Raw genomic sequence first — 25,302 nt, 5'->3', positions numbered from 1 at the left:
CCTTAATCACAATCACCTAAAAAACAACATTATATGCTTGTAGAAAGCAAACGCTTTTCTTCCTATGATATAGTATTTTTCCTCTGCATCGCCCTTGAAGTACTGTTTAGCATATATGCTAAAAAATTCTTCGGCCAGACGGTCAATTCATTCGGCTATTTCTTTTCCAGCCTGGCATTTGGTTTATGCCTGCTGGCTAAATTTTACAAAAAAACAGTAATTATTGCAGCACCTGCATCGCGCCGCTGGCTGGCGGGCATCTTTGCAGTCCTGTGCCTGCTGGCAGTCATTATTATAACTATTGATGCCGGTAAGATCATGACCCGCATACCGATCGGCCTTTCCTCCTCCGACGTCATTCCAACAGTACAGGAACTATGTACCCGGTACCTGAATGGTTCTTTCGTTTACGAACCCATCGAAAAATTCGGATATCATTTACCGGTTACTTACCTGCCCATGCAGTGGATGCCCTATCTTATTGCCGAAAAAGGCCATTTCGACTATCGTTGGATTGCGCTCGGCATCTGGCTCCTGGCATCTGTAATTGTGTTGGTGCGCAGTTACCGTTCTTCCAGTATTATTGTACAGGTATCAGGCCCGCTGGCACTGGCACTGTCTTACTTTTATATTTGTTATTACAATGATACTATAATTGGTCATACCATTGAGATTATGGTAGCCGGTTATTATATGCTGCTTATCTGCAGCCTTAATAGCAGTAATGCCATTTTCCGCGGATTAATAATCGGAATATGCCTGATGTCACGTTACAGCCTGCTGTTATGGTTACCACTCGCAACAGCAGTGGTCTGGTGGGCCGAACCTCGTAAACAATTCTGGCAGACAGTTATTACCGTCGCATTGTTTGTTGGGGTCATATACATTATCCCGTTCCTTAGTAAGGATTGGGGATTGTTCTACAGAGGCTATAAATACTATGACACCTCCGCTTTGGGAGAATGGAAGCACATCAATACAGCTACAGGCAAGCCTTTTCACCTGTATGCAGGGCAGGGGATTGCATTTAAGTTTTTCGAGTTAGACACAATCCCGATTACACAAAGGCTAAAACTTTTGCAAAAAGCACATGTGATCTGCTCCCTGGGTACTACATTAATATTAGGCATCTGGTATTGGTTTAAAAGAAATAACATTAATCACCGCATCTTCCTGATGGGCTCTTTTAAGATATACCTGGCAGTATTCCTGTTCTTTATACAGGTTCCATATTTATACCTGATGATCGTTAGCCTCTTTGTAAGTATTGTTATTTTCTTTGAACAGAGCCAATACCGGTTGAAACCGATTTCGTAAGTACATTTTACCGTAACTTTGAACTGCTTAATTAATATTTAAAATTCACAATAATGAAATACTTCCTTATGGGCCTCCTCTCTTTCCTGTTTGCCTGCAAACCAAAAGCAAATGCACAGCTTCCGAAATCAATTTATGAGTTCAAGGTAGAAGCCCTGGACGGTTCCACTATAGACTTTGCTGATTTTAAAGGCAAAAAGATCCTGATTGTAAATACCGCTTCTAAGTGTGGTTTTACCAAGCAATACGAAGAACTGGAAGAATTATACAAACAGTATAAAGACAAACTGGTTATTATTGGTTTCCCGGCTAACAATTTCATGAGCCAAGAACCGGGCAGCAATAACGAGATTGCTGAGTTCTGTAAGAAAAACTATGGCGTGAGTTTCCCTATGGCGGCTAAGATTTCTGTAAAAGGAAAAGATATGGCTCCGATTTATCAATGGCTTACTACCCAGGATTATAATGGTGTGGAAAGCAGTTCTGTAAAATGGAATTTCCAGAAATACCTGATCAATGAACAAGGTAAGCTGGTACAGCATTTCAGCCCGGCTACCAAGCCAATGAGCGAAGAGATTGTATCTCTGATTAAATAATATTATCTGCCTGAATGAGTCAATATTTCAAAGGACTAATACTGTTCTGCTGCAGTATTGTGCTGTTTACAGCCTGTGTTAAAGACAAGCCGAATCCCGGCAATACCGGTAATCCTGCTACTGAAGACCGGAAGATACTGATTGCCAATGAAGGGGTATTCGGTAATGGCAATGCTTCGCTGAGCTATATCAATACAGTTACAGACAGCATTATCAATAATGTGTATACTATTGCAAATAATGCACCGCTTGGCGATGTACTTCAGAGCCTTACGGTATGGAATGGTAAACTGTACCTGGTAGTGAACAATTCCAATAAGATTGTTATTGTAGACAAAAAAACTTTTGTCAAACAGGGGGAGATCAGTGTAAATCAGCCGCGTTATATACAGATAGTAGATCAGCACAAAGCGTATATTACCAGTATGTATGGCCGTCGCATATTTGTCCTGAATCCAACTACCAACCAGATCACAGATACTATAGCCACCACTAACAAGAATAATGAGGGTATTACACTATTGAATAATAAAGTGTATGTATGCCCCTGGGATACCGGTTGCAATTTCATTTATGAAATTGATCCTTCTACAAATGTCATCAGCCGCCAGATCAATATTGGTGGCTATGCACCTACACAGGTACTGGTAGATAAGAATCAGAAATTATGGGTACTGGCCGGTAATCATACCTATAACAAACCTTCAACGCTGACACAGCTGGACCCGGTTTCGGGTAGTATTATCAAAACCATTTCCTTCGGAAGCGATGCAGATCTGATTAAACCGGCATTTAACCCGGCTAAGGATACGATTTATTTTATCGGGGTGAATTACCAGGGTACTGCCAATGCCTACAATGGTATTTACAGAATGCCGATTACCGCGACACAGGCGCCAACTCAGGCCTTTATCGCGGCACAACAATTGCAATATTTCTGGGCATTAGGCATAGACCCGGCTACGGGCCTGATCTATGTCGGAGACCCGAAAGGATTTATACAAAAGGGTAGTGTACTCGTTTATAGGCCGGATGGCACACCTGTAAAACAATTCCTGGCAGAATTGGGACCGGGTTATTTTTACTTTGAATGATTGTGATCAGATACCTGTTGTTATGCATCATACTGGGGCTTACGATAGCCCGTGTGCAGGCGCAGGACAGCCTGCGCAAAGTGTTGTATATAGACAGCAGGGATCCTCAATTATTTAAAGAGGCACAAAACAAGACGTTCAGCAATGAATACCTGGCCCGTGATTTTGTCCAGGGGCTTATCTCCAACCTGCACAAAAAAGGATATCTTGAAGCAGCTGCCGACAGCTGGCAGGTGCAGGCAGATACCATACATACTATTATCCATACCGGCCCGGTATATACCATCGGTAAGATAAGCCTGCACGATATTCCCAGAGTCATCCTGAATAATACAGGTATCATAGAACGGGATTATACCAACAAGGTATTGAGTGCCCAAAGGATAGGTAACCTGATGGAGCAGATACTTGTCTATGCAGAAAACAATGGGTATCCCTTTGCACAGACCTACCTGGACAGTATACAGCTTGATAGTGCGCGGGTGTTGCACGCGGTGTTGCGCTTAAACAAAGGACCGTATATCACAATAGACTCTATGCGTTTATCGGGCAATGCTCAGGTAGACCGCCTGTTCCTTCAATCTTATCTGGGTATCAAAGAAGGCAAACCATATAATGAAAAAGCAGTCCGGAATATTTCTAAAAAAATCCAGGAATTACCTTTCCTCCAGGAATCTCAGCCCTGGATCATGAATTTTACCATAGACCGCAACAACCTGGACCTCTACCTGAATGATAAAAAATCAAACCAGATCAATGCACTGGTAGGACTGCAGCCTAATAGTGAGTCCAGCAAGCGTTTTACCTGGACCGCTGACATACTGCTATTGCTCAATAATACCATGGGCTATGGCGAAACATTTAATATTACCTACAAGAATCTGCAGGTCCGGTCACCACAACTCAATGCGGGACTGATCGTTCCATACATCATGGGCTCGAATATAGCTGTTGATGCAAAGTTTGAATACTTTGGGAGAGATACCTTATTCCGCCGCACGTCTTACGAGGCAGGCCTTCGCTACCTCTTCACCTCCAAAGATTATATCCGTATTGCCTTTCAGTTATACAATAACAGGGTAGCTAATCCCGATATCGCGTTTGTACAGCAATACAAGACCCTGAATGACAATATTGATATCAATACCCGTGGATTGAATGTAGAGTATGTAATGAACCGGACCAATCATATACAAAACCCGGTCAGGGGCTGGGCGGCACAAATCAGTATGGCTGCCCTGCAACGGAAAGTATTGCCCAATGACAACATACTTTCAATCAATGATGGGTTTGATTACAACAGCCTGTACGAGGCTGCCAATAGGGACAAGGTGCAGTATCGTGCTTTGGCCTCCCTGCAATATTTTATACCCCTGGCTAAACTGCTGACGATCAAAACCGGTTATGAAGGTGGGTATATCAGCGGCCAAAACCTGTATCAGAATGAACTATACCAGATCGGGGGCTTTAAATTACTCCGTGGTTTTGATGAGCGTAGTATTTATGTGAATCAGTACCATGTATTTACGGCAGAGTTAAGGACCCTGCTTTCTCCACAATCCTATTTCTTTCTCTTTGCCGATGGTGGCAAGACCTATACCCGGTATAATCTTACCAATAAGACCAGTACACCGCTCAGTTTCGGAACCGGTATAAGCCTCGAAAGTAAGTCCGGCATCTTCAATGTGGTACTGGCCTTGGGCAAGCTGGACCAGGAGCCTTTCCAGTTCAGAAATACCAAAGTCCATTTTGGATATGTAACCTACTTTTAGCAAGAGAAATAAAATAAAAATAATACCTTAATTTTGGCCTTCTTCAAAAAAATAAATTAAACTGCATGGCAAAAATAGCACCGTTTAAAGGTTTGCGTCCAAGAGCTGATATAGTCGAGAAAGTGGCTGCCTTGCCCTATGATGTTTCCAATAAAGATGAGTTAAATGCATCTAAATGGAATCATTTCAATTTTAATCACATTACCCGTTCAGAAGTCGATCTGCCGGAGACAACACATCGAAACAGTCCGGAAGTATACCTGAAGGCGAAAGATAACCTGGAGCGTTTTATTAAAGAAGGTATCCTGATACAGGACAACCAGGAGTGTTACTATATATACCAACTGGTGATGAACGGCCGCAGTCAGACAGGACTGGTGTGCTGCTCTTCGCTGGAAGACTATGCAGAGGATCGCATCAAGAAGCATGAATTTACGCAACCGGACCGTGTACTGGACCGCGCTAACCATATTAAAGTAACCGGTGCACATACGGGACTGGTATTCCTGGCCTGTAAAGATGTATCCGATATGAACCGTACGCTGGAAGACTGGAAAACCAATCACCAGCCGGTATATAAGTTCGCTTCTGAAGATCAGATCAGCCATACTTTCTGGGTAGTGGACAATCCGGAAATCATAGCGCACCTGACCACTGTTTTCGAGGAGCAGGTACCGAATACGTATATTGCAGACGGTCACCATCGTACCGCATCTGCATCTCAGGTAGCAGAAGAATTTACCCAGAAAAAGGGGATCGCCACCGCTGACCAGTATTACCTTACCTGCATCTTCCCGGAAAGCCAGGTTGCCATTATGGATTACAACCGACTGGTACTGGATATGGGTACGATCAGCAAGGAAGCATTTCTGGAAGCATTGCAACAGGACTTTGACCTCACTGCTGTACCGGACAATACACCGTACCGCCCGGCCAAACCGCATGAATTCGGTATGTACCTGGGTAAGCAATGGTACCAGCTGCAAGTTAAGCCGGGTTCTTATAAAGACAATGCTGTAGACATACTGGATGTCAGTATCCTGCAGCAGAATATATTCAGCAAGATCCTGGGTATCCATGATCCGCGGACCGACAACCGCCTGGAGTTTGTAGGTGGTATCCGCGGCTTATCATACCTGCAGGAGCGGGTAGACAGCGGAGATATGGCGATGGCCTTTTCTTGCTATCCGGTTAGTGTGGGACAATTATTTGAAGTAGCCGACAGCGGCTCTGTAATGCCTCCTAAATCGACCTGGTTTGAACCCAAAACGAGAGACGGTCTGGTAGTACACTTACTTAATCATAGCACGAAACAATAATAATGAATAATACAACAGCACAATATAACGGAGTGATCAGTACATGTGAAGACGTGTTTCTGAAAAAAGCAGCAGACTATGGTACATCCTGGCGTATGCTGCGTCCGATTTCTATTGTAGACCAGATCTATATCAAAGCCTGGCGTATACGCCAGATACAGGAAAACAAAGGCGTACAGAAGATTGAAGACAGTATAGAAAGTGAATTTTCCGGTATTATTAATTATGGTTACATTGCTCTCATACAAGCAGGCCTGGATGATAAAGCACCGCTTGATCTGCCGGTAGATACCGTTAAGGAATTATATGATGTACAGGTGGATTCTGTACGGGAACTGATGCTGAAGAAAAACCATGATTATGGCGAAGCCTGGCGCAATATGAGCCAGGAGTCTTTTGCAGACCTGATCCTGACCAAACTGCTGCGTATTAAGCAAATACTGGCCAATGACGGGAAGACCGTGATCTCAGAAGGTATAGATGCCAATTTTTGCGATATCATCAATTATGCCATTTTTGCCTTAATTTTAATCGAAGAACAAAAAAATAAATAGCTTTTATCATGAACATGAATGCCCAGGCAATTGCTCCACAGAACAAAAAGGCAGGTTATTACATACTGAATACCGTACGCGTACTGGTAGGTCTGTTGTTTATCTTTTCCGGACTCATCAAGGCTAATGATCCTTCCGGACTGGCCTATAAGATGGACGAATTTTTTGAAGTATGGAAGATGCAGTCTTTTGTAGCATACAGCCTGTACATTTCTATAGCCATGATCACCTTTGAAATACTGGCAGGTGTAGCCATGATCATCGGGTACGCATACCGTTCGGTATCATTCCTCATTCTCCTGCTCACGATATTCTTTACCTTCCTTACAGGCTATGCAGTCATATCAGGCAAGATCAAGGAATGTGGATGTTTCGGAGATTGTATTCCTCTGAAAGCGCATCAGTCTTTTATCAAGGATCTGATATTACTGATCCTGGTATTCTTATTATTCCTGGGCCGTAACAGCATTCCGGAATTGTTCAAGAAAATGTGGGGTCATGTTGTCATCATTGCAACACTCATCATTACCCTGGCCATACAATTCTATACATTAAGACATTTACCATTCAGAGACTGTCTGCCATACAAACCAGGCGTTAATATCTGGAATGATATGCAAGTGCCTCCCGGTTCTAAACCGGATGTATATGCCACGATGCTGGTATATGAAAAAGATGGCAAAAGAGTAGAATTTACACAGGAACAGTTTATGCAGGACTCCACTTTATGGAACCTGAAATATATCGAAAGCAAGACTACGCTGATAGAAAAAGGCAATGCTACTCCCAAGATCCAGGACTTTGCGATCAGAGACTTTACAGGTCAGGATTATACAGAGTCACTGCTTAAAGATCCGGGCTATTCTTACCTGTTGTTTGTAAAAGATGCAGATAAAGTGAAAGGCAAAGACATGCAGGATCTGCAAAATCTGATTCGGGAGTGTTATGCAAAAGGCATAGGATTCTATATCCTATCTGCTAATGATGAAGCAGCCACCAATCGTTTCAAAGCCCGCTATAAACTGGATGCCGATGCTTATGCAATCGATGGTACAGTATGTAAAACGGCTATGCGCAGCAATGGCGGTCTGATACTGATCAAAAATGGTACAATTATGGGCAAATGGAGTCGTTACGATTATCCTAAAACAGCTGTAAATCCAAAACAGTGATAACAACCTGCCCGGAACATATAAAAAGAGAAAGGATGCTGATACAGCATCCTTTCTCTTTTTATATAACTTGTCTTGTTTATCTTTTATCTTTTGAATTTACTTTTCAGATGGCTCAGCGCATCAGAAAAGTTTTCGTGCTTGGGTTCGGCCGGAGCAGCCTTCTTTGGTCCGCCATGCTTCTTTGCCGGAGCAGCTCCCGGAGCCTGTGCCTGTTTGATAGAGAGGCCGATTCGCTTTCTCGGAAGGTCCACTTCCGTAACCAGTACCGTTACCTTATCATTCAGTTTTAAAGCCTCACCCGGATCGCTGATATATTGATGAGAGATCTCCGATACATGCACCAGTCCGTCTTGTTTCACTCCAATATCAATAAAGGCGCCAAAACGGGTAAGATTGGTTACAATACCCGGTACAATCATACCTATGGTCACATCTTCAATGCTGTAGATATTCGCATATTCAAACTGTTCCAGGCCGCTACGCGGATCCAGTCCCGGCTTCCTTAGTTCTTTAATGATATCCTGCAGGGTATGCAGACCGGTAGTGTCGGTTACATATTTAGAAACATTAATGCGCTTGATTGCTTCTTCATTGCCCACCAGGTCCTTCAGCCCGATTTCCAGATCAGCAGCCATCTGCTCTACGATGGTATATGTTTCAGGGTGTACACCTGATGCATCCAGCGGATGACCGGCATTAGGAATGCGCAGGAATCCGGCACATTGTTCAAAAGCCTTATTGCCCAGACGCGGCACCTTAAGCAATTCCTTACGGCTGGCAAACTGCCCATTTTCGCTGCGGTACTTCACAATATTCTCCGCAACACCGGAACCGATACCACTTACATACGATAATAAATGCTTACCTGCAGTATTCAGGTTTACACCTACCGCATTCACACAGCTCTCTACAGTCTGGTCCAGCTTCTCCTTCAGGCGGGTCTGGTTTACATCATGCTGGTACTGACCTACGCCAATGCTCTTCGGATCAATCTTCACCAGTTCAGCCAGAGGGTCCATCAGGCGGCGACCGATACTTACTGCGCCTCTTACGGTTACATCATGCGTCGGGAACTCTTCACGGGCTGTTGCCGATGCAGAATAAACAGAAGCACCATCTTCATTCACCAGGAAAACCGGCAAATCCAGTTTCAGGCCTTTTACAAACTGCTCTGTTTCGCGGCCTGCGGTACCATCGCCAATGGCAAATGCCTCAATATCATATTTCTGGGCCAGCGAACGGATGGTATGTTCCGCTGCATTCAATCTATGATTTTTTTCATGCACATAGATCAGGTCATTATGTAATAAGTCTCCTTTATCATCGATCACCACCACCTTACAACCGGTACGGTAACCAGGGTCAATGGCGATAATACGTTTAGAGCCGAGCGGGGAGGAGAGCAGTAACTGGCGCAGGTTCTCTGCAAATACACTGATCGCTTCCTCATCGGATTTCACTTTCAATTCCATGCGGAATTCGCTTTCCAGGCTGGGTTGCAGCAAACGACGATAAGCATCACGGATTGCTTTCTTTACATGGTCAGATGCAGCACTACCGCTTTTCAGATACTCCGCTTCAATTGCAGCCAATGCTGTTTCTTCTTCCGGAGCAATGGTCATCTTGAGAATGCCTTCCATAAACCCTCTCATTACCGCAAGCATACGGTGTGACGGTATTTTAGATACAGGTTCCGAAAATTCGAAATAGTCTTTGTACTTCGCACCTTCCGTTTCCTGTCCCATCAGCACTTTACTCTGCACAGTCGCAGTACGTTCAAATAACTGGCGCATACCGGCACGTATTGCCGCATCTTCATTTACCGTCTCTGCGATAATATCTCTTGCACCTTGTAAGGCAGCATTTGCATCTGCCACCTGTTCGTTGATATAAGCTTTGGCCTCTTCTTCAGGATCACCGGCTTTCTGCTCCAGCAACCATAAAGCCAGGGGCTCCAGTCCATTTTCTCTTGCAGCCTGTGCTTTTGTTTTACGTTTCGGTTTATATGGTAGGTATATATCTTCCAGTTCATTAATAGTGGCCGCCTTGTCCAGTCTGGACTGCAGCTCTTCGGTCATTTTACCCTGCTCCGTGATCGTTTTCTCTATAAATGCTTTACGATCCGAAAATTCCTGCTGAAATTTAGCCTCATCCTGTATCTGCTGTATCTGCACCTCGTCCAGCGCACCTGTTTTATCTTTCCGGTAACGGGCGATAAAAGGTATGGTAGCACCTTCTGCCAGTAATTCCAGCACGGCAATAACACCAGCCTCTGCAATTCCTGATTTTTGGGCAATAATCTTCGAATGTGTCGTATGCATAACTCTGTTTTAAGGGTAATAAAAGGAGGCAAATATAACCTCTTATACCATAAATTCAATTTCATTTTTAGCCCATAAATTCCTATAATATGCCTGTTTGAAACATTTTTCCCGATCAGGATAAAATGCTTCTCTGTTAGCAAAAGAATAATTAACTTAGCCCATCAAAATTTAATTTTTACTTCAAAGATGAACAAGAAATATTCTGTATTATTAGGTATCAGCCTGGGGGTAACAGTAATGTCCGCACAAGCCCAGACCGTATTTACAGTTGGCAAAGACGCCATTTCCAAAGAGGAATTCCTTGCCGGCTATAAAAAGAACAGCTCTAATAATACCCTGCGTTACGATTATAACTCTCTGAATGAATTTGCAAACCTGTACGCATTGTACAAAATGAAGGTAAAAGAAGCTGAGACTTTACGCATGGATACCCTTGCCGTCCTGAAGAACGATATCAATAATTATAAAACGCAGCTGGCCCGCAATTACCTGACGAGCAAAGATTATGTGAGCGTGCTGACTAAAGAGGCTTATGAGCGCAGCAAAACAGAACGTAAAGTAGCGCATATTCTGGTGCAGCATTATACTGCTGACCCGACCAACGATGCTTCCAAGAAATTTATTGACAGCCTGTACAATCAGATCAATACCGGAAAGGCATCTTTCGAGGATATCGCTAAAAGGTATTCTATGGATAAATCTACCGGTAACCTGGGCGGAAGTCTGGGCTATATCACGGCCTTACAGACCCCGTACGAATTTGAAAATGTGGCGTACAGCACTCCGGTGGGCAGTATGTCCAAACCTTTCAAAACACAATATGGTTACCATATTATAAAAGTGCTGGCAGAAAGACCAACAAATGGTACGGTAGAAGTAGCACAGATCCTGTTGCCTACAGACAATGGTACTCCGGACCTGGTTAATGAGCAATTGAAGCTGGCCAATGAGATCAGGGCTAAAGTGATCGCTAAACAGGCTACTTTCGAAAACATGGTACGTCAGTATTCTAAAGATGAATATTCGGTGAATAATGATGGTAAATTGCCTGCATTCAAAACGGGCAAAATGACCGAAAACTTTGAAAATGCTGCATTCGGGCTGAAAAATCCGGGCGATATATCTGAACCATTCGTAACCGATTACGGAATTCACCTGCTGAAACTCATCTCTAAAAAACCATTAGGCACCTATGCCGAAGAGGAAAGAGAACTGACGTCAAAAATTGAGCAAAACAGCCGTTTCGAAATTGCGAAACAAAAAGATATGGCAGAAGCGAAAAAACGCCTTGGCTTTAAAGAGTTCCCGGAAAATATGGCGGCGATGATTGCTACCATTAACCAGAGCGATCTTGAAAAAGGAGCAACCCTGCAGGAATATCCGCAACTGACCGCAAAATTGTTTGAAGTACAGAGCAAGTCTTATAGCCAAAAAGACTTCCTTCAATATGTAAAAGACCTGACCATGGGTCGCCTGAATGGCCGTAAAGAAGATGCTTTCCGGGAGTTATACCGCATCTATACCGATAAAGTGATCACTGATATCCTGGTTGATGAACTGGAAAAGAATAATAAAGAATACCAGGGGCTGGTATCTGAATACCGGAATGGCGTACTGATATTTGACCTGATGGATAAAAACATCTGGTCTAAGGCTACAAAAGACACTGTTGGCCTGAGGAATTTCTACAAGAGCAACAGCAGTCAATACCAATGGCAGCCTGGCTTTGACGGGGTAATCTTCCAAAGCAAAAATCATGAAGCCTTAACACAGATCCATGATGCACTGGCACAGGGACTTTCAGTTGAAGATGCACTGGCAAAAGTGAACACACCAACTACCAGTGAAAAGATATACCAGCAAACCGGCAGATTTGACTTCAGCAGTGTAAGCAATTTTGATAAAAACCAACTGAAGGAAGGAAAAGTAAGCGATATAAAATCTGATAATAACGGAGAGACGCTGATCTATCCAAGTAAAATCTATACTACAGCAATGCCTAAAACGTTGGACGAAGCAAAGGGTAGTGTGGTAGAAGATTACCAGAAGCAGCTGGAGAAAAACTGGGAAACTGAGCTGCGCAGTAAATACTCCTACAAATTAAATACTGATGTACTGAAAAAACTAGTACGTTAAAAAACACCGGACAGGGCTGTGGAGCATACCAAATTGCAAGGTTTTAGCGTTTGGTTTGCATATCACAGCCTTGTTGCTTGATAATAAAGCCATTGAATCCGTATCTTTACCGTGAATTTTAATAACCCTGCTTTGAGTAAACGTAATTCTACTGTCAAATGTTTATTTGGCACACTTGCTTTTCTGTTCTGCTGTTTATGGAGTATTGTCCCATCATTTGCCGGAAAAATGAACGGTATCGTGGTGGATCGTATGTCTAACCATCCTATAGATGGCGTCAGCATTGTAAATGTACATACCGGCAAAGAAGTGATTACCGATGCTGCAGGTAAGTTTAACATTGAAGTATTTAAAGGACAACTTGTAGAGTTTCGGGTAGCGGGTTATGATGTAGCTACTGTAAATGTAAAGTCGGATAACCTGGCTGCTTATTATAACATTCAGCTGAATGAAAGCAATACGATCATTGATGAGCAATTCCTGCGCAGAGATTATTTTGCAGAAGCAAAGATAGACAGCATTAAAAGACGGGAATTATACCAGCAGGCACTGGATCATTATAAACTAACCGGCCTGGATATTATACAACATCCGTTCGATGCACTGAGTAAACGTAACCGTATGATCTGGAAGTTTCAGCAGAATTATGAGTACTGGGAGCGCAGCAAATTTATCGATTATGTTTTCAATGACCGCCTGATCGTACAACTGACCCAGTTAAGCAGCGATAGCCTGGAGCTGTACAAACGCTTATACAGACCTCCTTATGTATTCATCCGCAATATGAATGAGTACGAATATTATACCTACATTAAAAACTCTGTACGTGAATTCCGTGAACGTAGTGCCAGACAAGAGTTTACCAAACCAGAAGAAAAACCATATGAACCATATAACAGCGAGCGATAAGCATACTATTCTTCGCAGGAACTCCCGCAACAGGGTAGTATCCTGGTGCTTTTTCCTGCTGATCATTATTACCTGTGCCTGCAGCAGTTCGCAGACATCAGCACAGGAGCCTTTAAGTACCGCCACACCAGATACGGTTTCCGGCCTAAAGGTAATGCCGCAAACCACGGATAGCAGTGCAATTGTTGTGCTGCCGGAAACAAAAAGACATGGTGTTTTTTCCTGGAAAGATTCGGTGATCATCCCTAAAAGATCAGCATTATATTCTATGCTGTTTCCCGGACTGGGACAACTGAATAATAAACAGTACTGGAAACTTCCTGTTGTATACGGTTTGCTGGGTGTGGGAGTATACTTCTTTCAGGACAACCTGAAGAACTATAACCAGTTCCGCCTGATCTACGCCAATCGGCTGAACAATGTCTATACCGATAAGTATGTAGGGTTATATGATGATGTACGGATCAAGAATGAACGGGATTATTATAAAAAATACCTGGACATGACCGTACTGATCGGTGCCGTTGGTTATGGCCTGCAGATTATGGATGCCAACGTATTTGCCCATTTGAAAAACTTTGATATATCGAACGATATTGCTTTTCGCATAAAGCCATCGTTTCAACCTACTCCCTGGGGCCTTAGCCCTGGCGTAGGAGTAGCCTTTCTCCTTAAATAAATTACATGCCAAGAACTATTGCTATAGATTACGGAAAGAAAAGAACCGGCTTAGCCATCAGCGACCCGTTAAATATGATTGCTAATGGTGTCGGTACTATAGATACAGAGAAACTGGTCTGGAACCTGAAGCAGTTATTCGCAGAACATGAAGTGGATACTATATTGCTGGGCTATCCTAAAAACCTGGATGGTACCGATACAGACATTACTGCTAAAGTAGACAGGTTCTACCAGCAGTTACAAAAGCTCTTCCCGGATAAGAAAACCATTTTGTGCGATGAGCGCTTTACCTCTAAAATGGCCTTCCAGGCTATGATTGACAGCGGCCTAAAGAAAAAAGACAGGCAAAACAAAGCGCTGATCGATGAGATCAGCGCCAAAATTATTCTTCAGGGATACCTGGACCATCAGTAAACCTTCCTTTATTCTTCTTCGGATTGTTTTGAAGATTTTCGGGCACCTGCTTCGTCTCTGATCTGGTAGTATTCAGATTTGATTTTTTTAGACGGCAGGTGTATCTGGAATCCCAGGTTTATATCCAGACCGGAGGTATTACCCGTACCATAAGTACCCTGGTATCTCACCATAGTTTCCAATGCTACATTCGGTGTAAGGAAATATGCATATCCAGCACCTATTCTGAGGTTGAAGCCAACCTCTACATCTGTCTGACCGGCAATGCCAACACCCACTTCACCAAAGAAGCGGCCTTTGTTCAGAACATTATCAATATTAAATTCCTTCGGCGCGAAGTAATAGCGACCGAATGCGCCGATACCATAATTAAAGATCGGATCTTTACCCTTAATAGCCGTAAATCCAATAGGTACTTCCGCACCAATAGCCAGGTTGTTCTGAATAAAGTAGCCCACTTTCGGAGATAAACTCAGGCTTACATTATTAGAGCTTCCCAAACCAAAATTCAGGTTACCTAACTGACCGCCAACTAAAAATGTTCCTTTTTGTAACTGTGCATTTGCCTGGTTCGCAAATGCAAGGCCCGCCAGGGCCGCTAAGGTAAATGTGATTTTTTTCATTTTGTCTTTGTTTAATGTTTTAGAAATAAGCAGCAGATACACAAAAGTGACACCACTCCCTTAAGACAAATATAGGATATACAATCTTAAAATTGCGTTATCAATTAGCAAAAAATTGAATTAACACGTTATGTAAATATTAATAGAACGTTATCTAATTTTTAAGAAAAGTCAATACAGGCCTAACGATCAGCTTATTAATTACTTTTGTATCAAATAAAATAAAACAGTAATTTATGAGCACATTTTTTCACAAATTCGTAAATAAACTGGCCTGTACGGTATTACTGGCTGGTGTGGGAATGACGGCAAATGCCCAGACTTATTCCGAGAATTTTGAAACACTGACGAAGAACAATTATGGTACAGATACCATTACCCTGAACGGTGTTGAGTGGATTTTCACGGGTTCCCTTGCAGGTAACTCGACAGCAGATTATAAGCTGGGTAATGTATCGGTTCGTATGGCGGGAACAACTAACAGCACCTCAAATACGGCAACTTCTAAAATACAAATGAAAAACAATAAGCCTGGCGGTATCGGACAGGTTTCGTTTGTATACAAAAGATATGGTACCAGTACCACTGAAGGCGAGATCCAATGGTTAGTACAATGGAGCCCGGATGGTAATACATGGAACACCCTGGATACCATCGTACCTTCTGCTACCGTACAAACGTATATGCATACACTGAACCAGCCTACAGCGAGAATACGCGTATGGGGACACGGTTTCACCGCAGGTACAGCCAATACAAAACGTATGAACCTGGACAGCCTGGTACTGACCAATTATGCTACAAACCCGGCAGCTTTATACCTGACCAACCAGACGCCAATCGGCGCTAATGTACCGCTGGCTACAGATTCTCTGACAGCAACCTTCTCGAATGCAATTACTGCAAGTACGGGTAGTGTTAAACTGTACAAAGTAGGGCAGAGTACACCAGTAGCAACCTTTACCGGTGCAAATGCAACTATTTCCGGTAACAAAGCTAAATTCAGCCCGGTTACTTTACAAAATAACACAGCTTATTATGTAACCGTAGACACCAATACATTTACTTATAATGGTGCGGGTAACAGCCCGGTGAGCGGTACTGCAGCATGGACATTCCATACCGTAGATACTACACCTTCTGTACCAACCGTAACTTACAGAATCCCTTATGGTGCCAATGTAGATCCTAATACTGATTCTATCAGTGTTACCTTCTCTGCTAATATTGCCGGCGGTGCGGGTAATGTAAAATTATACAAGAATGGTCAGACAGCTCCTGTAGCAACATTTGCAGGTAACAGTGCAACCATCAGCGGTAACAGAGCGAAGTTTACGCCAATTACTTTAGAGCCTGCAACTTCATATATCATCAAACTGGACGCTAACGTAGCGACAAACAGTGCGGGTGGTAATGATACCGTATCCTGGACATTCACTACAAGAGATACAGCACACTATACCAGCTTAAATGAGAATTTCGCTAACTGTATCAGCACAGCAATCGGCGTATTCGGTCGCTATAATGCAACCGGTACTAAAGTATGGAACTGCTCCAGCTTTGGTCATAACGATACCAACGCAGTATACATCAACGGTGGTTCTTCTGCTACCGCTTCTGAAGCAAACAGCGACTGGCTGATCTCTTCCCGTAAGTTTGATTTCTCTGCAATGACTAATCCTACGCTGAGCTTCTGGCAGAAAAGACGTTTCGGTGGTGCCGTAACCCGTACCATCAAAATCTCTACAAACTATACTGGTGGTGGCGATCCTGCTGCTGCAACCTGGACTACCTTAACCGTATCTGCACTGGCTTCTGCTCCGGATTCCAACGTATGGTCTCAGGTAAAAGACATCAACCTGACTGCGTATAAAAATGCGCCTTTCTACCTGGCATTTACTTATGAGTGTGGTACTACCGGTGCTTATGAGCTGACTTATGATGATATTAAAGTTGAGAATAAAACAACCGGTATCAATACTGTAAAAGGTGCATCTGTAGACCTGCAGGTTTTAGGTATGCCAACCTACAATACCATCGAACTGAATATCGATATGAAAAACAGCGATAAACTGGAGATCAGCGTATTCGATATGATGGGCCGCAGAGTAGCAGTGCGCAACCATAATGCACAGGCCGGCAGCAACAGAGTATCCCTGACAGATCTGAACTTATCTACTGGTATGTATGTAATCCAGGTAATGGGTCAGAAAGGTTTTGGTACTGTAAAAGCAGTAGTGCGTTAATAACAAGCATAACATACATCATCTTAATAGCATAAAAGCAGCTCTTCGGAGCTGCTTTTATGCTTGAATGAAATGATATGGCTATCCAACATCTTAGGCTTTTATTTTGTTTGCCTTTCGTCCGGTAATAAAAGGACTAAAATGGATTGTTCTCATCAAGGCGTCACCCTCGTCATTTCGAGCGAAACGAAGTGTAGTCGAGAAATCTCCTTTCACTATTCTCAATACAAAAATGAGACATCTCTGCTCCCATGCACTTCTCCATACAGAACAGATCATATATGAACAGTCTTATCAATCCGGCATTAAGTAAATGATTTAACTTAACTGACTAGCCGCTTGTAGTCAACTATTTTATTCGTCCTTTTGTCCGGCAACAAAAGGACCAAAAATGCCTTTGTTTTCATCAAGGCGATTACAAGCACCGCCATTTTGTACCGTTGCGTGCACTGATCGTTTGAGCTTAACGTGTGACGCGTTCGGTGCTCAACGATCGCAGCTCCGCTCCAAAATGGCTATCGCTGTGATGAAAACAATAAGCGATCCGTACCATACAGATCGCTCGAAAGGCCTTATAAATCCGGCGTTCATAAAATCATTGGCTCGGTCGATAAAGCCGGAAACCACTGTCTGAGCGCAGCGTTCTGGTTTGCGGCCGGCCGACACATTGATTTTTAGCCAGGGATTTATACAGCCTTGATTTTTTGGCGCTACCTTTTGCATCAAGGCAAAAGGTAGCAATAGAAAGTAACGCAAGGAAAAAGGCAAATCTTTGTTTCCTGTAAGCGGATAATCAAATTTAACTTAAATAACAAAGGCAGCCTTCCGGCTGCCTTTGTTATTTAAGGGTATACTTTTATAATTATACGTTGAAACGGAAGTGCATTACATCACCGTCCTGTACGATATATTCTTTACCTTCAATACGCAATTTACCTTTCTCTTTACATCCGGCTTCGCCACCCAGTTCGATATAGTCATTATAAGCGATTACCTCAGCTTTAATAAATCCTTTTTCGAAGTCTGTGTGAATCACACTGGCTGCCTGAGGGGCTTTCCATCCTTTGAGGATTGTCCAGGCACGTACCTCCTGCACACCTGCAGTAAAATAAGTGATCAGGTCAAGCAGGGTATAAGCTGCGCGGATCAGGCGGTTCAGACCTGGCTCTGTAAGGCTGTATTCCTCCAGGAACAATGCTTTATCATCCGGATCTTCCATTTCAGAAATCTGTGCTTCGATATTATTACACATAACAATGATCTGTGCACCTTCTTCTTCTGCAACTTTCTTCAGTGCTTCAGAATACTTGTTGCCTGTATGCATAGACGCTTCGTCAACGTTCGCAACATACAGTACCGGCTTGGCTGTCAGCAGGAAGATATCAGCGATAGCTTCTTTGTCTTCACCCTCCAGTTTCAGTCCGCGAATGTTCTTGCCTTGCTCCAGATGACCTTTACAAGCCATCAGTACATCCAGTACTAACTTTTGCTTAGGATCAGCCTTAACCATTTTCTCTACACGGGCTATTTTCTTTTCCACGCTGGCCAGATCGGCTAGTTGCAGCTCTGTATCAATAATTTCTTTATCGCTAACCGGGTTGATCATCCCTTCTTCACGCAGGATGTTTTCATCCTCGAAGCAACGGATCACGTGTGCGATCGCATCTACCTCACGTATGTTACCTAAGAATTTATTACCCAGTCCTTCCCCTTTGGAAGCACCTTTAACCAGACCTGCGATATCCACAAATTCGATTGCGGTAGGCAGTATACGCTGCGGTTGCACAATCTTAGCCAGTGCATCCAGGCGCTCATCGGGTACATCTACCAGGCCCACATTGGGTTCGATAGTACAGAATCTATAGTTAGAAGCTTGTGCTTTAGCACTGTTACTTACTGCGTTAAATAAGGTGGATTTACCTACGTTGGGCAATCCTACAATTCCTGCCTGTAAAGCCATTGTTGTTGAAAAAATTTTTGCAAATGTACTGATATTTTATCAATACCCGAATGACCAGGGCTTATCTTCCTGTGTTCCGGTCAAATATTTTCCCTGATACCTTATCTTTGCCCCGAATCAGCTTCAATACCGTATTTGAACCATGCAGTCCGGAAAGATATCCTATCAAGATAATATACTTCACTTTGCCCGATACGGCAATGGCCCAGCTTTATTACTGGCATTTCATGATAAAGGGCAGGACCAGTCCTTTGTCAAGCCACTGGCCGCGCAGTTGGGCGGGCGTTATACCATTATCTCCTTCGACCTGCCCGGACATGGACAGTCTCAATGGAAAAGCCCGATGGACAAAACAGCCCTGGTAACCATTACCGAGCGATTCAAACTGGAATTCAACGCTGACAGACTGGATATACTGGCCTGCGGCAGTGGCGGCAGGTTTGCCCTTACACTGGCAGAGCAACGTTGCGAATGGATCAATGCCATCTGGCTCTTCGATCCGGAAGGTTTATACCATTTACCCTGGTACAGTGCCCATACAAGATCGGTACCTGGCAAAGGGTTATATCGTTTTTTTGCGGCTAATCCCAAACGCGCCATCTCCATCCTGAATGCTTTATCTTCCATAAAACTGGTAAAGAAGGACAATGTGGCCTATATGCAGGAAGAGCTGCACCAGACTGAAAAAGATACGGCTACAGCACAATTATGGGCTTTTACCAAAGACATTATTCCGGAACCGGATAAGGTAAGGTGGCAACTCAAAAAGCATGGGGTACAGGTGCAATTGCATATCTCCGCTGTATCACAGAAACGGGCATTGACCTTTGCAAAGAAACTGGACGTGGTGCAGATACATCCTGACAGCAGCCAGCAGCAACTGTTTGAGGCATTTATACAAAAGGCATAACCTACAGAAGATGATCTACACTTTAGCCTTCTGTACCCTTTGCATATTGTATGTTGTACTGATGCTCTTATACCGCTATGGTTTCAGTCAGGAAAGACAAACAACTGCGGTATCAGAAGGGGACATTAATGAATACCCATTTTTTTCTATCATTATACCGGCACGGAACGAGGCCGATAATATTGCGGCCTGCCTGCAATCTATACTCAATAATAACTATCCCGGCGACCGGTACGAAATTATCCTGATCGATGATTTTTCTACTGACGATACTGCGCATATTGCAAAACAACTTTTGCCACCACCTCACAGGGTACTGCAACTAAAAGATCACCTCAGTGCAGAAGAACGGATCAATGCATACAAAAAGAAAGCCCTGGAGATCGCTATCCAGCAATCAACAGGTGACTATATCATCACTACAGATGCTGACTGTACGCTTCCTTCGCAATGGCTAAACTTATTTGCCTCGGCCGTAGAAGAACAGGGAATACACTTTGTCGCAGCGCCTGTTTCCTTCACACCGTATCAGCAAAACAAGTCCTGGCTGTATTATTTCCAGAGTCTGGATTTTATGACCATGCAGGGCATCACTGTGGCATCCAATAAACTGAACCTGGGCAATATGTGTAACGGAGCCAATATGCTCTTTTCCCGGGCAGCCTTTGAAGCGGTTGATGGCTACAGGGATATTGACCATAAGGCATCAGGTGATGATATGATGCTGATGCAGAAGATTCAGCGCCGGTTCCCCGACAGTATACGTTACCTTTTTGAACATCATGCGATAGTCGAAACGCCTGTTCAGCCTGATTTTGCTTCGTTTATCAATCAGCGCATCCGCTGGGCATCCAAGGCTGACAGCTACCCCCAGTTTAAGATGACCCTGATCCTGCTGGTAGTTTACCTGTTCAATTGCAGTCTGCTGTGTACCGCTATCATTTCATTTATCTGGCCTTCATATTTGCCGGTGCTGCTTTGGGCACTGGTTATCAAAGTATTGGCAGAACTCTTTTTTCTTTTCCCCGTGGCCCGGTTTTACCGTAAGAAAAGCGAATTAATATTTTTTATATTTTTACAACCATTGCACATTCTGTATATCATTATTGCGGGATTTTTAGGTAAATTTGGTTCATATTCCTGGAAAGGGAGAACCGTGCAATAAATGTACACTTTGAAAAACTATAAAAAATATGCGTAAGATCATCGGCATCCTGTCCCTGCTGCTCATAGTAGGTATAGGCGGATATATATACTGGTTCTACATTAACCGTTTCAGTGACGGACAACGGGAAGGTGTATTACAGAAGTTTTCCCGTAAAGGAAATGTCTTTAAAACCTATGAAGGAGAGATCCTCATGTCCGGATTCGGAAGGGTAGGAGGCAACTTTCAGGCACAATACTTCTACTTTAGTGTAGAAGATCCAAAGGTCGTTGCCACTATGGAACAGAACATCGGTAAAAATGTGATTATCCATTATAATCAATACCGAAAGAGTCTGCCCTGGCGTGGAGAGACCTATACCAATATGAATGAGAAGAGGGGACAATACATAGTAGATAAAGTGGAGGTCAGCAATACACCTGTGCAACCCCTGCAACAGCAGGCTGCAGAGGATATAATTGCTTATTAGCATACAAGCACCACCTCGGGGATAATATAGTAACACACCATTACGCAGCACACAATCGGGTATGATAGCAACACTATTGGAATTAGACAGGTCTTTATTTTTGAAAATAAATACAGAATGGGTCAGCCATTTTACGGATGTCATTATGCCGGTATGGCGTGATGCCAAGACCTGGGTTCCTCTTTATATAGTGATTGTTGTGCTGCTGTTCTACCGTTTCGGCATCAGGGTATGGCCCTGGTTGATTACTGTTGGCCTTATGATGTTATGCAGCGATCAGCTCAGCAGCCATCTGATCAAACCGCTGGTAGCAAGGGTACGCCCCTGTAATGAGCCTTTGCTGGAAGGCCAGGTGCGCAGATTGCTGGGATACTGCAGTGGCAGCTACAGCTTTACTTCTTCTCATGCGGTAAACCATTTCTGCATTGCAACATTTATATTCTTCACGCTTAAGGAGCATACCGGTAAATGGATCGGGGTTTTGTTCCTGTGGGCATTCTCCATTGCATACGGGCAGGTATATGTGGGCATTCATTATCCACTCGACATTACCTGCGGGGCAATAATAGGTACAGGCATTGGTTACCTTTTTGCGACACTGTTTAACCGAAAGGTAAAACTGCCCCCGGTTCGAAAGACTTTTCAAAAAGCAGTAGCTTCATAAATCATTTTCATTGACAAAATCCTTACACCATATCATATTTGCCATAATGGCCCTGTTCTGTGTATGCTCCACTACGGTGTTGTATGCGCAGAAAGTGATTATTGGTAAGGTCATTTCTGAAAAAGAAAAAACACCGGTTACCGGTGCTATGGTCATATACGAGCAGGATACTGCCCGTACAGATAGTCTCGGTGGCTTTATATTGTCTACCCAGTCAGCAGCCCGTCAACTATTGGTACTGGCTCCCGGTTATACACAGTCTATTGTTCCCTTACGGGAAGAGGCAGACCTGATGCTGACCATTATGCTATATGCAGAAAAAGAGGAAGGCATTTTTGTAGATGACCGCAAAGCGCCTAAAATGCTGCATGTCGATTCGCTGAAAGGCCAGGGTAATGATACGAGTACTTTTACCGGAACAGTGGGTAAGATAGCCGGCTACATATATGGTCGGGACAAAACAGAAGCCATGCCCGGTGTCGCTATATTTCTGAAAGAAGAAGAGGAGGGAGCATTAAGTGATGACAGCGGTCATTTCGAAATCCTCTTCAACGGCGACAAACAATCCCTGCATATATCTGCCCTGGGTTATGAAGAGCTGGACACCCTTATTGCAGCAGGTACTACAGATCTGAAAATATACCTGGAACCTATAGAAAAAGAACTGGGTGAAGTCATGGTACTGGCCAGGCGCAAGGGCCGCTACCGCAATAAAAACAACCCGGCTGTAATGCTCATCAGGCAGGTCATTGATCATAAAGAACAGAACCGTATGCTGAATGATGAGGATGCCAGGTTTGTCTCTTACGACAAGATGGTATTGTATGCCAGTAATCTGCCGCGGTCGATCAAACGCAACTTTTTCTTCCGTAAGTTTCGCTTCCTGTTCCAGAATGAAGATACTACAATGATGAAAGGGCGTAAACTGTTGCCCCTGTTCGTCACCGAAAATATTGCAGACAATTACTGGAGTAAATCCCGGCAGAAAAAAGCGACGGTCATGACCTCTGAAAAGCGCATGCGCTTTGGTTCCGGACTGATAGAAAGCAATAACATTTCCTCCTTCCTGGACCGCCTGTACGACCAGGTAGATATTTATGATAATAAGATCAGGGTGCTGAATAATTTCTTTCTCAGCCCGATTGCTCCTGCGGCACCGCAACTGTATAAATATTACATTGTAGATACCACTATTGTAGACGGCCGTAAGGTTGTGCAACTGGAATTTGAACCCCGCAATAAGAAAGACTTTTGTTTTATAGGCAGGATATTTGTGACCCTGGATCCGGACTATGCGGTAACCAAGATTCAGATGGGTATTCCTAAAGGGATAAACCTGAACTGGACCAATGACCTGCGCATAGATCTCGGATTTGAAAAACAGGCTTCTAATGGCAAATACTGGCAGACAGAAAGCAATTACTTTGTCAACTTCGGACTGTTCAATTCAAAGAGAGGTGCAGTAGGTGTGCGTAATATCCAGCGCAGCGATTACCAGGCCAATGTGTCCATTCCGGATACGGTATTTAAAGAAAAACAACAGTCTTTAGAATATTTCGGTGATACCACACTGAAGCGCGACAATATATTCTGGAACGATAACCGCCCGGAACCGCTTACGTATCATGAAGAAAAAGCTTACCGTAATGTGGATAGTCTTATTACCCTAAAGGCCTACAAGAACATGATGGAGTGGGGTTATGTGCTGGCCAGTGGCTATAAGAACCTGGGTGCTGTAGAAGTCGGCAGTCTATATGATCTCTATACCTACAACCAGCTAGAAGGTCATAAGTTCAGGGTAGGCGCCCGAACCAATATCAAAAAATGGCAACGCTTTCTCGTAGAAGGTTATGCAGCATATGGTACCCGCGATGAGCGATTTAAGTACTACATCGGCGGCAGCTATTCCCTGGCTAAAAAGTATATTTACGGCTTCCCGGCAAACTATATCAAGCTCAGCTACCAGAGTGATGTACGGGCACCAGGGCAGGCATTGGGCTTCGCTACCCAGGAGAAAGTTGCGGACATTGCCAAGCGCGGCGATGGCAACCGCTGGATCTATAACAAGCTCTTTACGGCTCAGTATACAAAGGAGTTGCACAACCATATGACTTTTACCATTGGTTATAATAACTGGCAGCAGGAGGCAGCAGGAAACCTGTACTTTGCCCGCGCCTCTGACCAAATGGATACCGTGCGCAATATCAATACCAATGAGTTCAGCCTCAACTGGCGCTGGTCACCCAATGAGAAGTTCTACCAGAACAAACGTTACCGCGGATATATGAGCAACGGGGCATTGGCCCTTTCGATGAAGGCTACAATGGGCTTTAATGAGGGATATGGTGCGCAAACCATACCTTACCAGAGACTGGATGCCAATCTGACTAAAACATACTTCCTGGCACCGCTTGGAGAAGCACGCATCACCCTGAATGCCGGTTATCTCTGGGGTACTGTACCTTATCCATTGCTGTTTATACCGCAGGCCAATCAGACTTACCGTTTCAGCGTAGGCGCCTATAACCTGATGAACTTTATGGAATTTGCCAGTGATAAATATGTAGGGCTTACGATCGACTATCATATGAAAGGCTTCGTCCTGAACCGTATACCACTGGTCAATAAACTCAAGCTCAGAGAGGTATTTTGTTTCAAAGCATTGTATGGTGGCATACGCAACGACAATCTGCCCCAGTACAACAAATCATTATTGCTATTCCCTGCAGATGCCAATGGCAGGCCTATTGTCAACAGCCTGGGCACTGTACCTTATATAGAAGCCAGTGTTGGGGTAGAGAATATACTGCAGGTACTGCGTATTGATTTCGTAAAGCGATTTACCTATACCGATCTGCCCAATGTATCGCCTACCGGCATTCGTTTCAGCTTTGGATTTGACTACTAGAAAATAGTCACAGTATTGTCACATAAAGTCTTATCAAAATCGGCTTTCTGAAGCTTTTTGTTTTAT

20 protein-coding genes are annotated in these 25,302 nt (G+C 43.6%); 17 read left to right on the top strand and 3 right to left on the bottom strand.

The features are described from left to right. Window positions 1–33: 33 nt before the first annotated feature. The 7 genes from FTD44_RS11030 (at window position 34) to FTD44_RS11000 (ending at window position 7,824) form a co-directional block, all read left to right on the top strand. A complete protein-coding gene (locus FTD44_RS11030) occupies window positions 34–1,317 on the top strand; it encodes a hypothetical protein (RefSeq protein ID WP_222166494.1) in 1,284 nt (427 codons plus the stop codon). Window positions 1,318–1,370: 53 nt separating this feature from the next. After that, window positions 1,371–1,913 (top strand): glutathione peroxidase, encoded by a 543-nt coding sequence (locus FTD44_RS11025; protein WP_222166493.1) that lies wholly within the window; start codon window positions 1,371–1,373, stop codon window positions 1,911–1,913. 14 nt (window positions 1,914–1,927) lie between these two features. Beyond that, window positions 1,928–3,007, top strand: coding sequence for a YncE family protein (locus FTD44_RS11020; RefSeq protein ID WP_222166492.1), 1,080 nt, complete (start codon window positions 1,928–1,930; stop codon window positions 3,005–3,007). Continuing rightward, window positions 3,004–4,779 carry a BamA/TamA family outer membrane protein gene (locus FTD44_RS11015; RefSeq protein ID WP_222166491.1) on the top strand — a complete coding sequence of 592 codons (1,776 nt, stop codon included), beginning with the start codon at window positions 3,004–3,006 and terminating at the stop codon, window positions 4,777–4,779. The genes FTD44_RS11020 and FTD44_RS11015 overlap by 4 nt, the downstream gene beginning before the upstream one ends. Window positions 4,780–4,844: 65 nt before the next feature. Further along, window positions 4,845–6,098 carry a DUF1015 domain-containing protein gene (locus FTD44_RS11010; protein ID WP_222166490.1) on the top strand — a complete coding sequence of 418 codons (1,254 nt, stop codon included), beginning with the start codon at window positions 4,845–4,847 and terminating at the stop codon, window positions 6,096–6,098. Between the two features lie 2 nt (window positions 6,099–6,100). Next, a complete protein-coding gene (locus tag FTD44_RS11005) occupies window positions 6,101–6,652 on the top strand; it encodes a DUF1599 domain-containing protein (RefSeq protein WP_222166489.1) in 552 nt (183 codons plus the stop codon). A gap of 8 nt (window positions 6,653–6,660) precedes the next feature. Further along, entirely contained in the window at window positions 6,661–7,824 is a 1,164-nt protein-coding gene (locus FTD44_RS11000) for a BT_3928 family protein (protein WP_222166488.1), read from the top strand. An 86-nt stretch (window positions 7,825–7,910) separates the two neighbouring features. Here FTD44_RS11000 and FTD44_RS10995 read toward each other — a convergent pair whose 3' ends face one another. After that, window positions 7,911–10,148, bottom strand: coding sequence for a Tex family protein (locus FTD44_RS10995; protein ID WP_222166487.1), 2,238 nt, complete (start codon window positions 10,146–10,148; stop codon window positions 7,911–7,913). A gap of 189 nt (window positions 10,149–10,337) precedes the next feature. On the opposite strand from FTD44_RS10995, the gene FTD44_RS10990 reads away from it, so the two are divergent. The 4 genes from FTD44_RS10990 to ruvX all read left to right on the top strand — a co-directional run bounded on the left by FTD44_RS10990 (window position 10,338) and on the right by ruvX (window position 14,291). Beyond that, window positions 10,338–12,287 (top strand): peptidylprolyl isomerase, encoded by a 1,950-nt coding sequence (locus FTD44_RS10990; RefSeq protein ID WP_222166486.1) that lies wholly within the window; start codon window positions 10,338–10,340, stop codon window positions 12,285–12,287. Window positions 12,288–12,419: 132 nt separating this feature from the next. Next, a complete protein-coding gene (locus tag FTD44_RS10985) occupies window positions 12,420–13,196 on the top strand; it encodes a carboxypeptidase-like regulatory domain-containing protein (RefSeq protein ID WP_222166485.1) in 777 nt (258 codons plus the stop codon). Continuing rightward, window positions 13,171–13,875: a DUF5683 domain-containing protein gene (locus FTD44_RS10980; RefSeq protein ID WP_222166484.1), complete on the top strand. Its 705-nt coding sequence runs from the start codon at window positions 13,171–13,173 to the stop codon at window positions 13,873–13,875. The genes FTD44_RS10985 and FTD44_RS10980 overlap by 26 nt, the downstream gene beginning before the upstream one ends. A 5-nt stretch (window positions 13,876–13,880) precedes the next feature. Continuing rightward, on the top strand, window positions 13,881–14,291 hold the full coding sequence (ruvX, locus tag FTD44_RS10975; protein ID WP_222166483.1) for a Holliday junction resolvase RuvX: 411 nt from the start codon (window positions 13,881–13,883) through the stop codon (window positions 14,289–14,291). Window positions 14,292–14,299: 8 nt separating this feature from the next. Here ruvX and FTD44_RS10970 read toward each other — a convergent pair whose 3' ends face one another. Beyond that, entirely contained in the window at window positions 14,300–14,914 is a 615-nt protein-coding gene (locus FTD44_RS10970; RefSeq protein ID WP_222166482.1) for a hypothetical protein, read from the bottom strand. A gap of 236 nt (window positions 14,915–15,150) precedes the next feature. Between FTD44_RS10970 and FTD44_RS10965 the strand changes: the two genes are divergently transcribed. Further along, window positions 15,151–17,160 carry a T9SS type A sorting domain-containing protein gene (locus tag FTD44_RS10965; protein WP_222166481.1) on the top strand — a complete coding sequence of 670 codons (2,010 nt, stop codon included), beginning with the start codon at window positions 15,151–15,153 and terminating at the stop codon, window positions 17,158–17,160. An 862-nt stretch (window positions 17,161–18,022) separates the two neighbouring features. Here the strand turns inward: FTD44_RS10965 and ychF are convergent. Beyond that, window positions 18,023–19,120: a redox-regulated ATPase YchF gene (gene ychF / locus FTD44_RS10960; RefSeq protein WP_129021419.1), complete on the bottom strand. Its 1,098-nt coding sequence runs from the start codon at window positions 19,118–19,120 to the stop codon at window positions 18,023–18,025. Window positions 19,121–19,262: 142 nt separating this feature from the next. On the opposite strand from ychF, the gene FTD44_RS10955 reads away from it, so the two are divergent. The 5 genes from FTD44_RS10955 (at window position 19,263) to FTD44_RS10935 (ending at window position 25,236) form a co-directional block, all read left to right on the top strand. Beyond that, window positions 19,263–20,030, top strand: a complete 768-nt coding sequence (locus tag FTD44_RS10955) for an alpha/beta fold hydrolase (RefSeq protein WP_222166480.1) — start codon at window positions 19,263–19,265, stop codon at window positions 20,028–20,030. Window positions 20,031–20,040: 10 nt separating this feature from the next. Continuing rightward, entirely contained in the window at window positions 20,041–21,195 is a 1,155-nt protein-coding gene (locus FTD44_RS10950; RefSeq protein ID WP_222166479.1) for a glycosyltransferase, read from the top strand. Window positions 21,196–21,223: 28 nt separating this feature from the next. Next, window positions 21,224–21,664, top strand: coding sequence for a hypothetical protein (locus FTD44_RS10945; RefSeq protein ID WP_222166478.1), 441 nt, complete (start codon window positions 21,224–21,226; stop codon window positions 21,662–21,664). Window positions 21,665–21,764: 100 nt separating this feature from the next. After that, complete coding sequence (locus tag FTD44_RS10940) at window positions 21,765–22,328, top strand: phosphatase PAP2 family protein (RefSeq protein ID WP_222166477.1); 564 nt, start codon at window positions 21,765–21,767, stop codon at window positions 22,326–22,328. Between the two features lie 10 nt (window positions 22,329–22,338). After that, window positions 22,339–25,236: a DUF5686 family protein gene (locus tag FTD44_RS10935; protein WP_222166476.1), complete on the top strand. Its 2,898-nt coding sequence runs from the start codon at window positions 22,339–22,341 to the stop codon at window positions 25,234–25,236. Window positions 25,237–25,302 lie beyond the last annotated feature (66 nt).

The sequence above is a fragment of the Edaphocola aurantiacus genome (genome assembly GCF_019797745.1).
Classification (GTDB): Bacteria; Bacteroidota; Bacteroidia; order Chitinophagales; family Chitinophagaceae; genus Edaphocola; species Edaphocola aurantiacus.
Note: the sequence above shows the minus strand (reverse complement) of the source record. Positions and strands in the feature narration are given on the sequence as shown.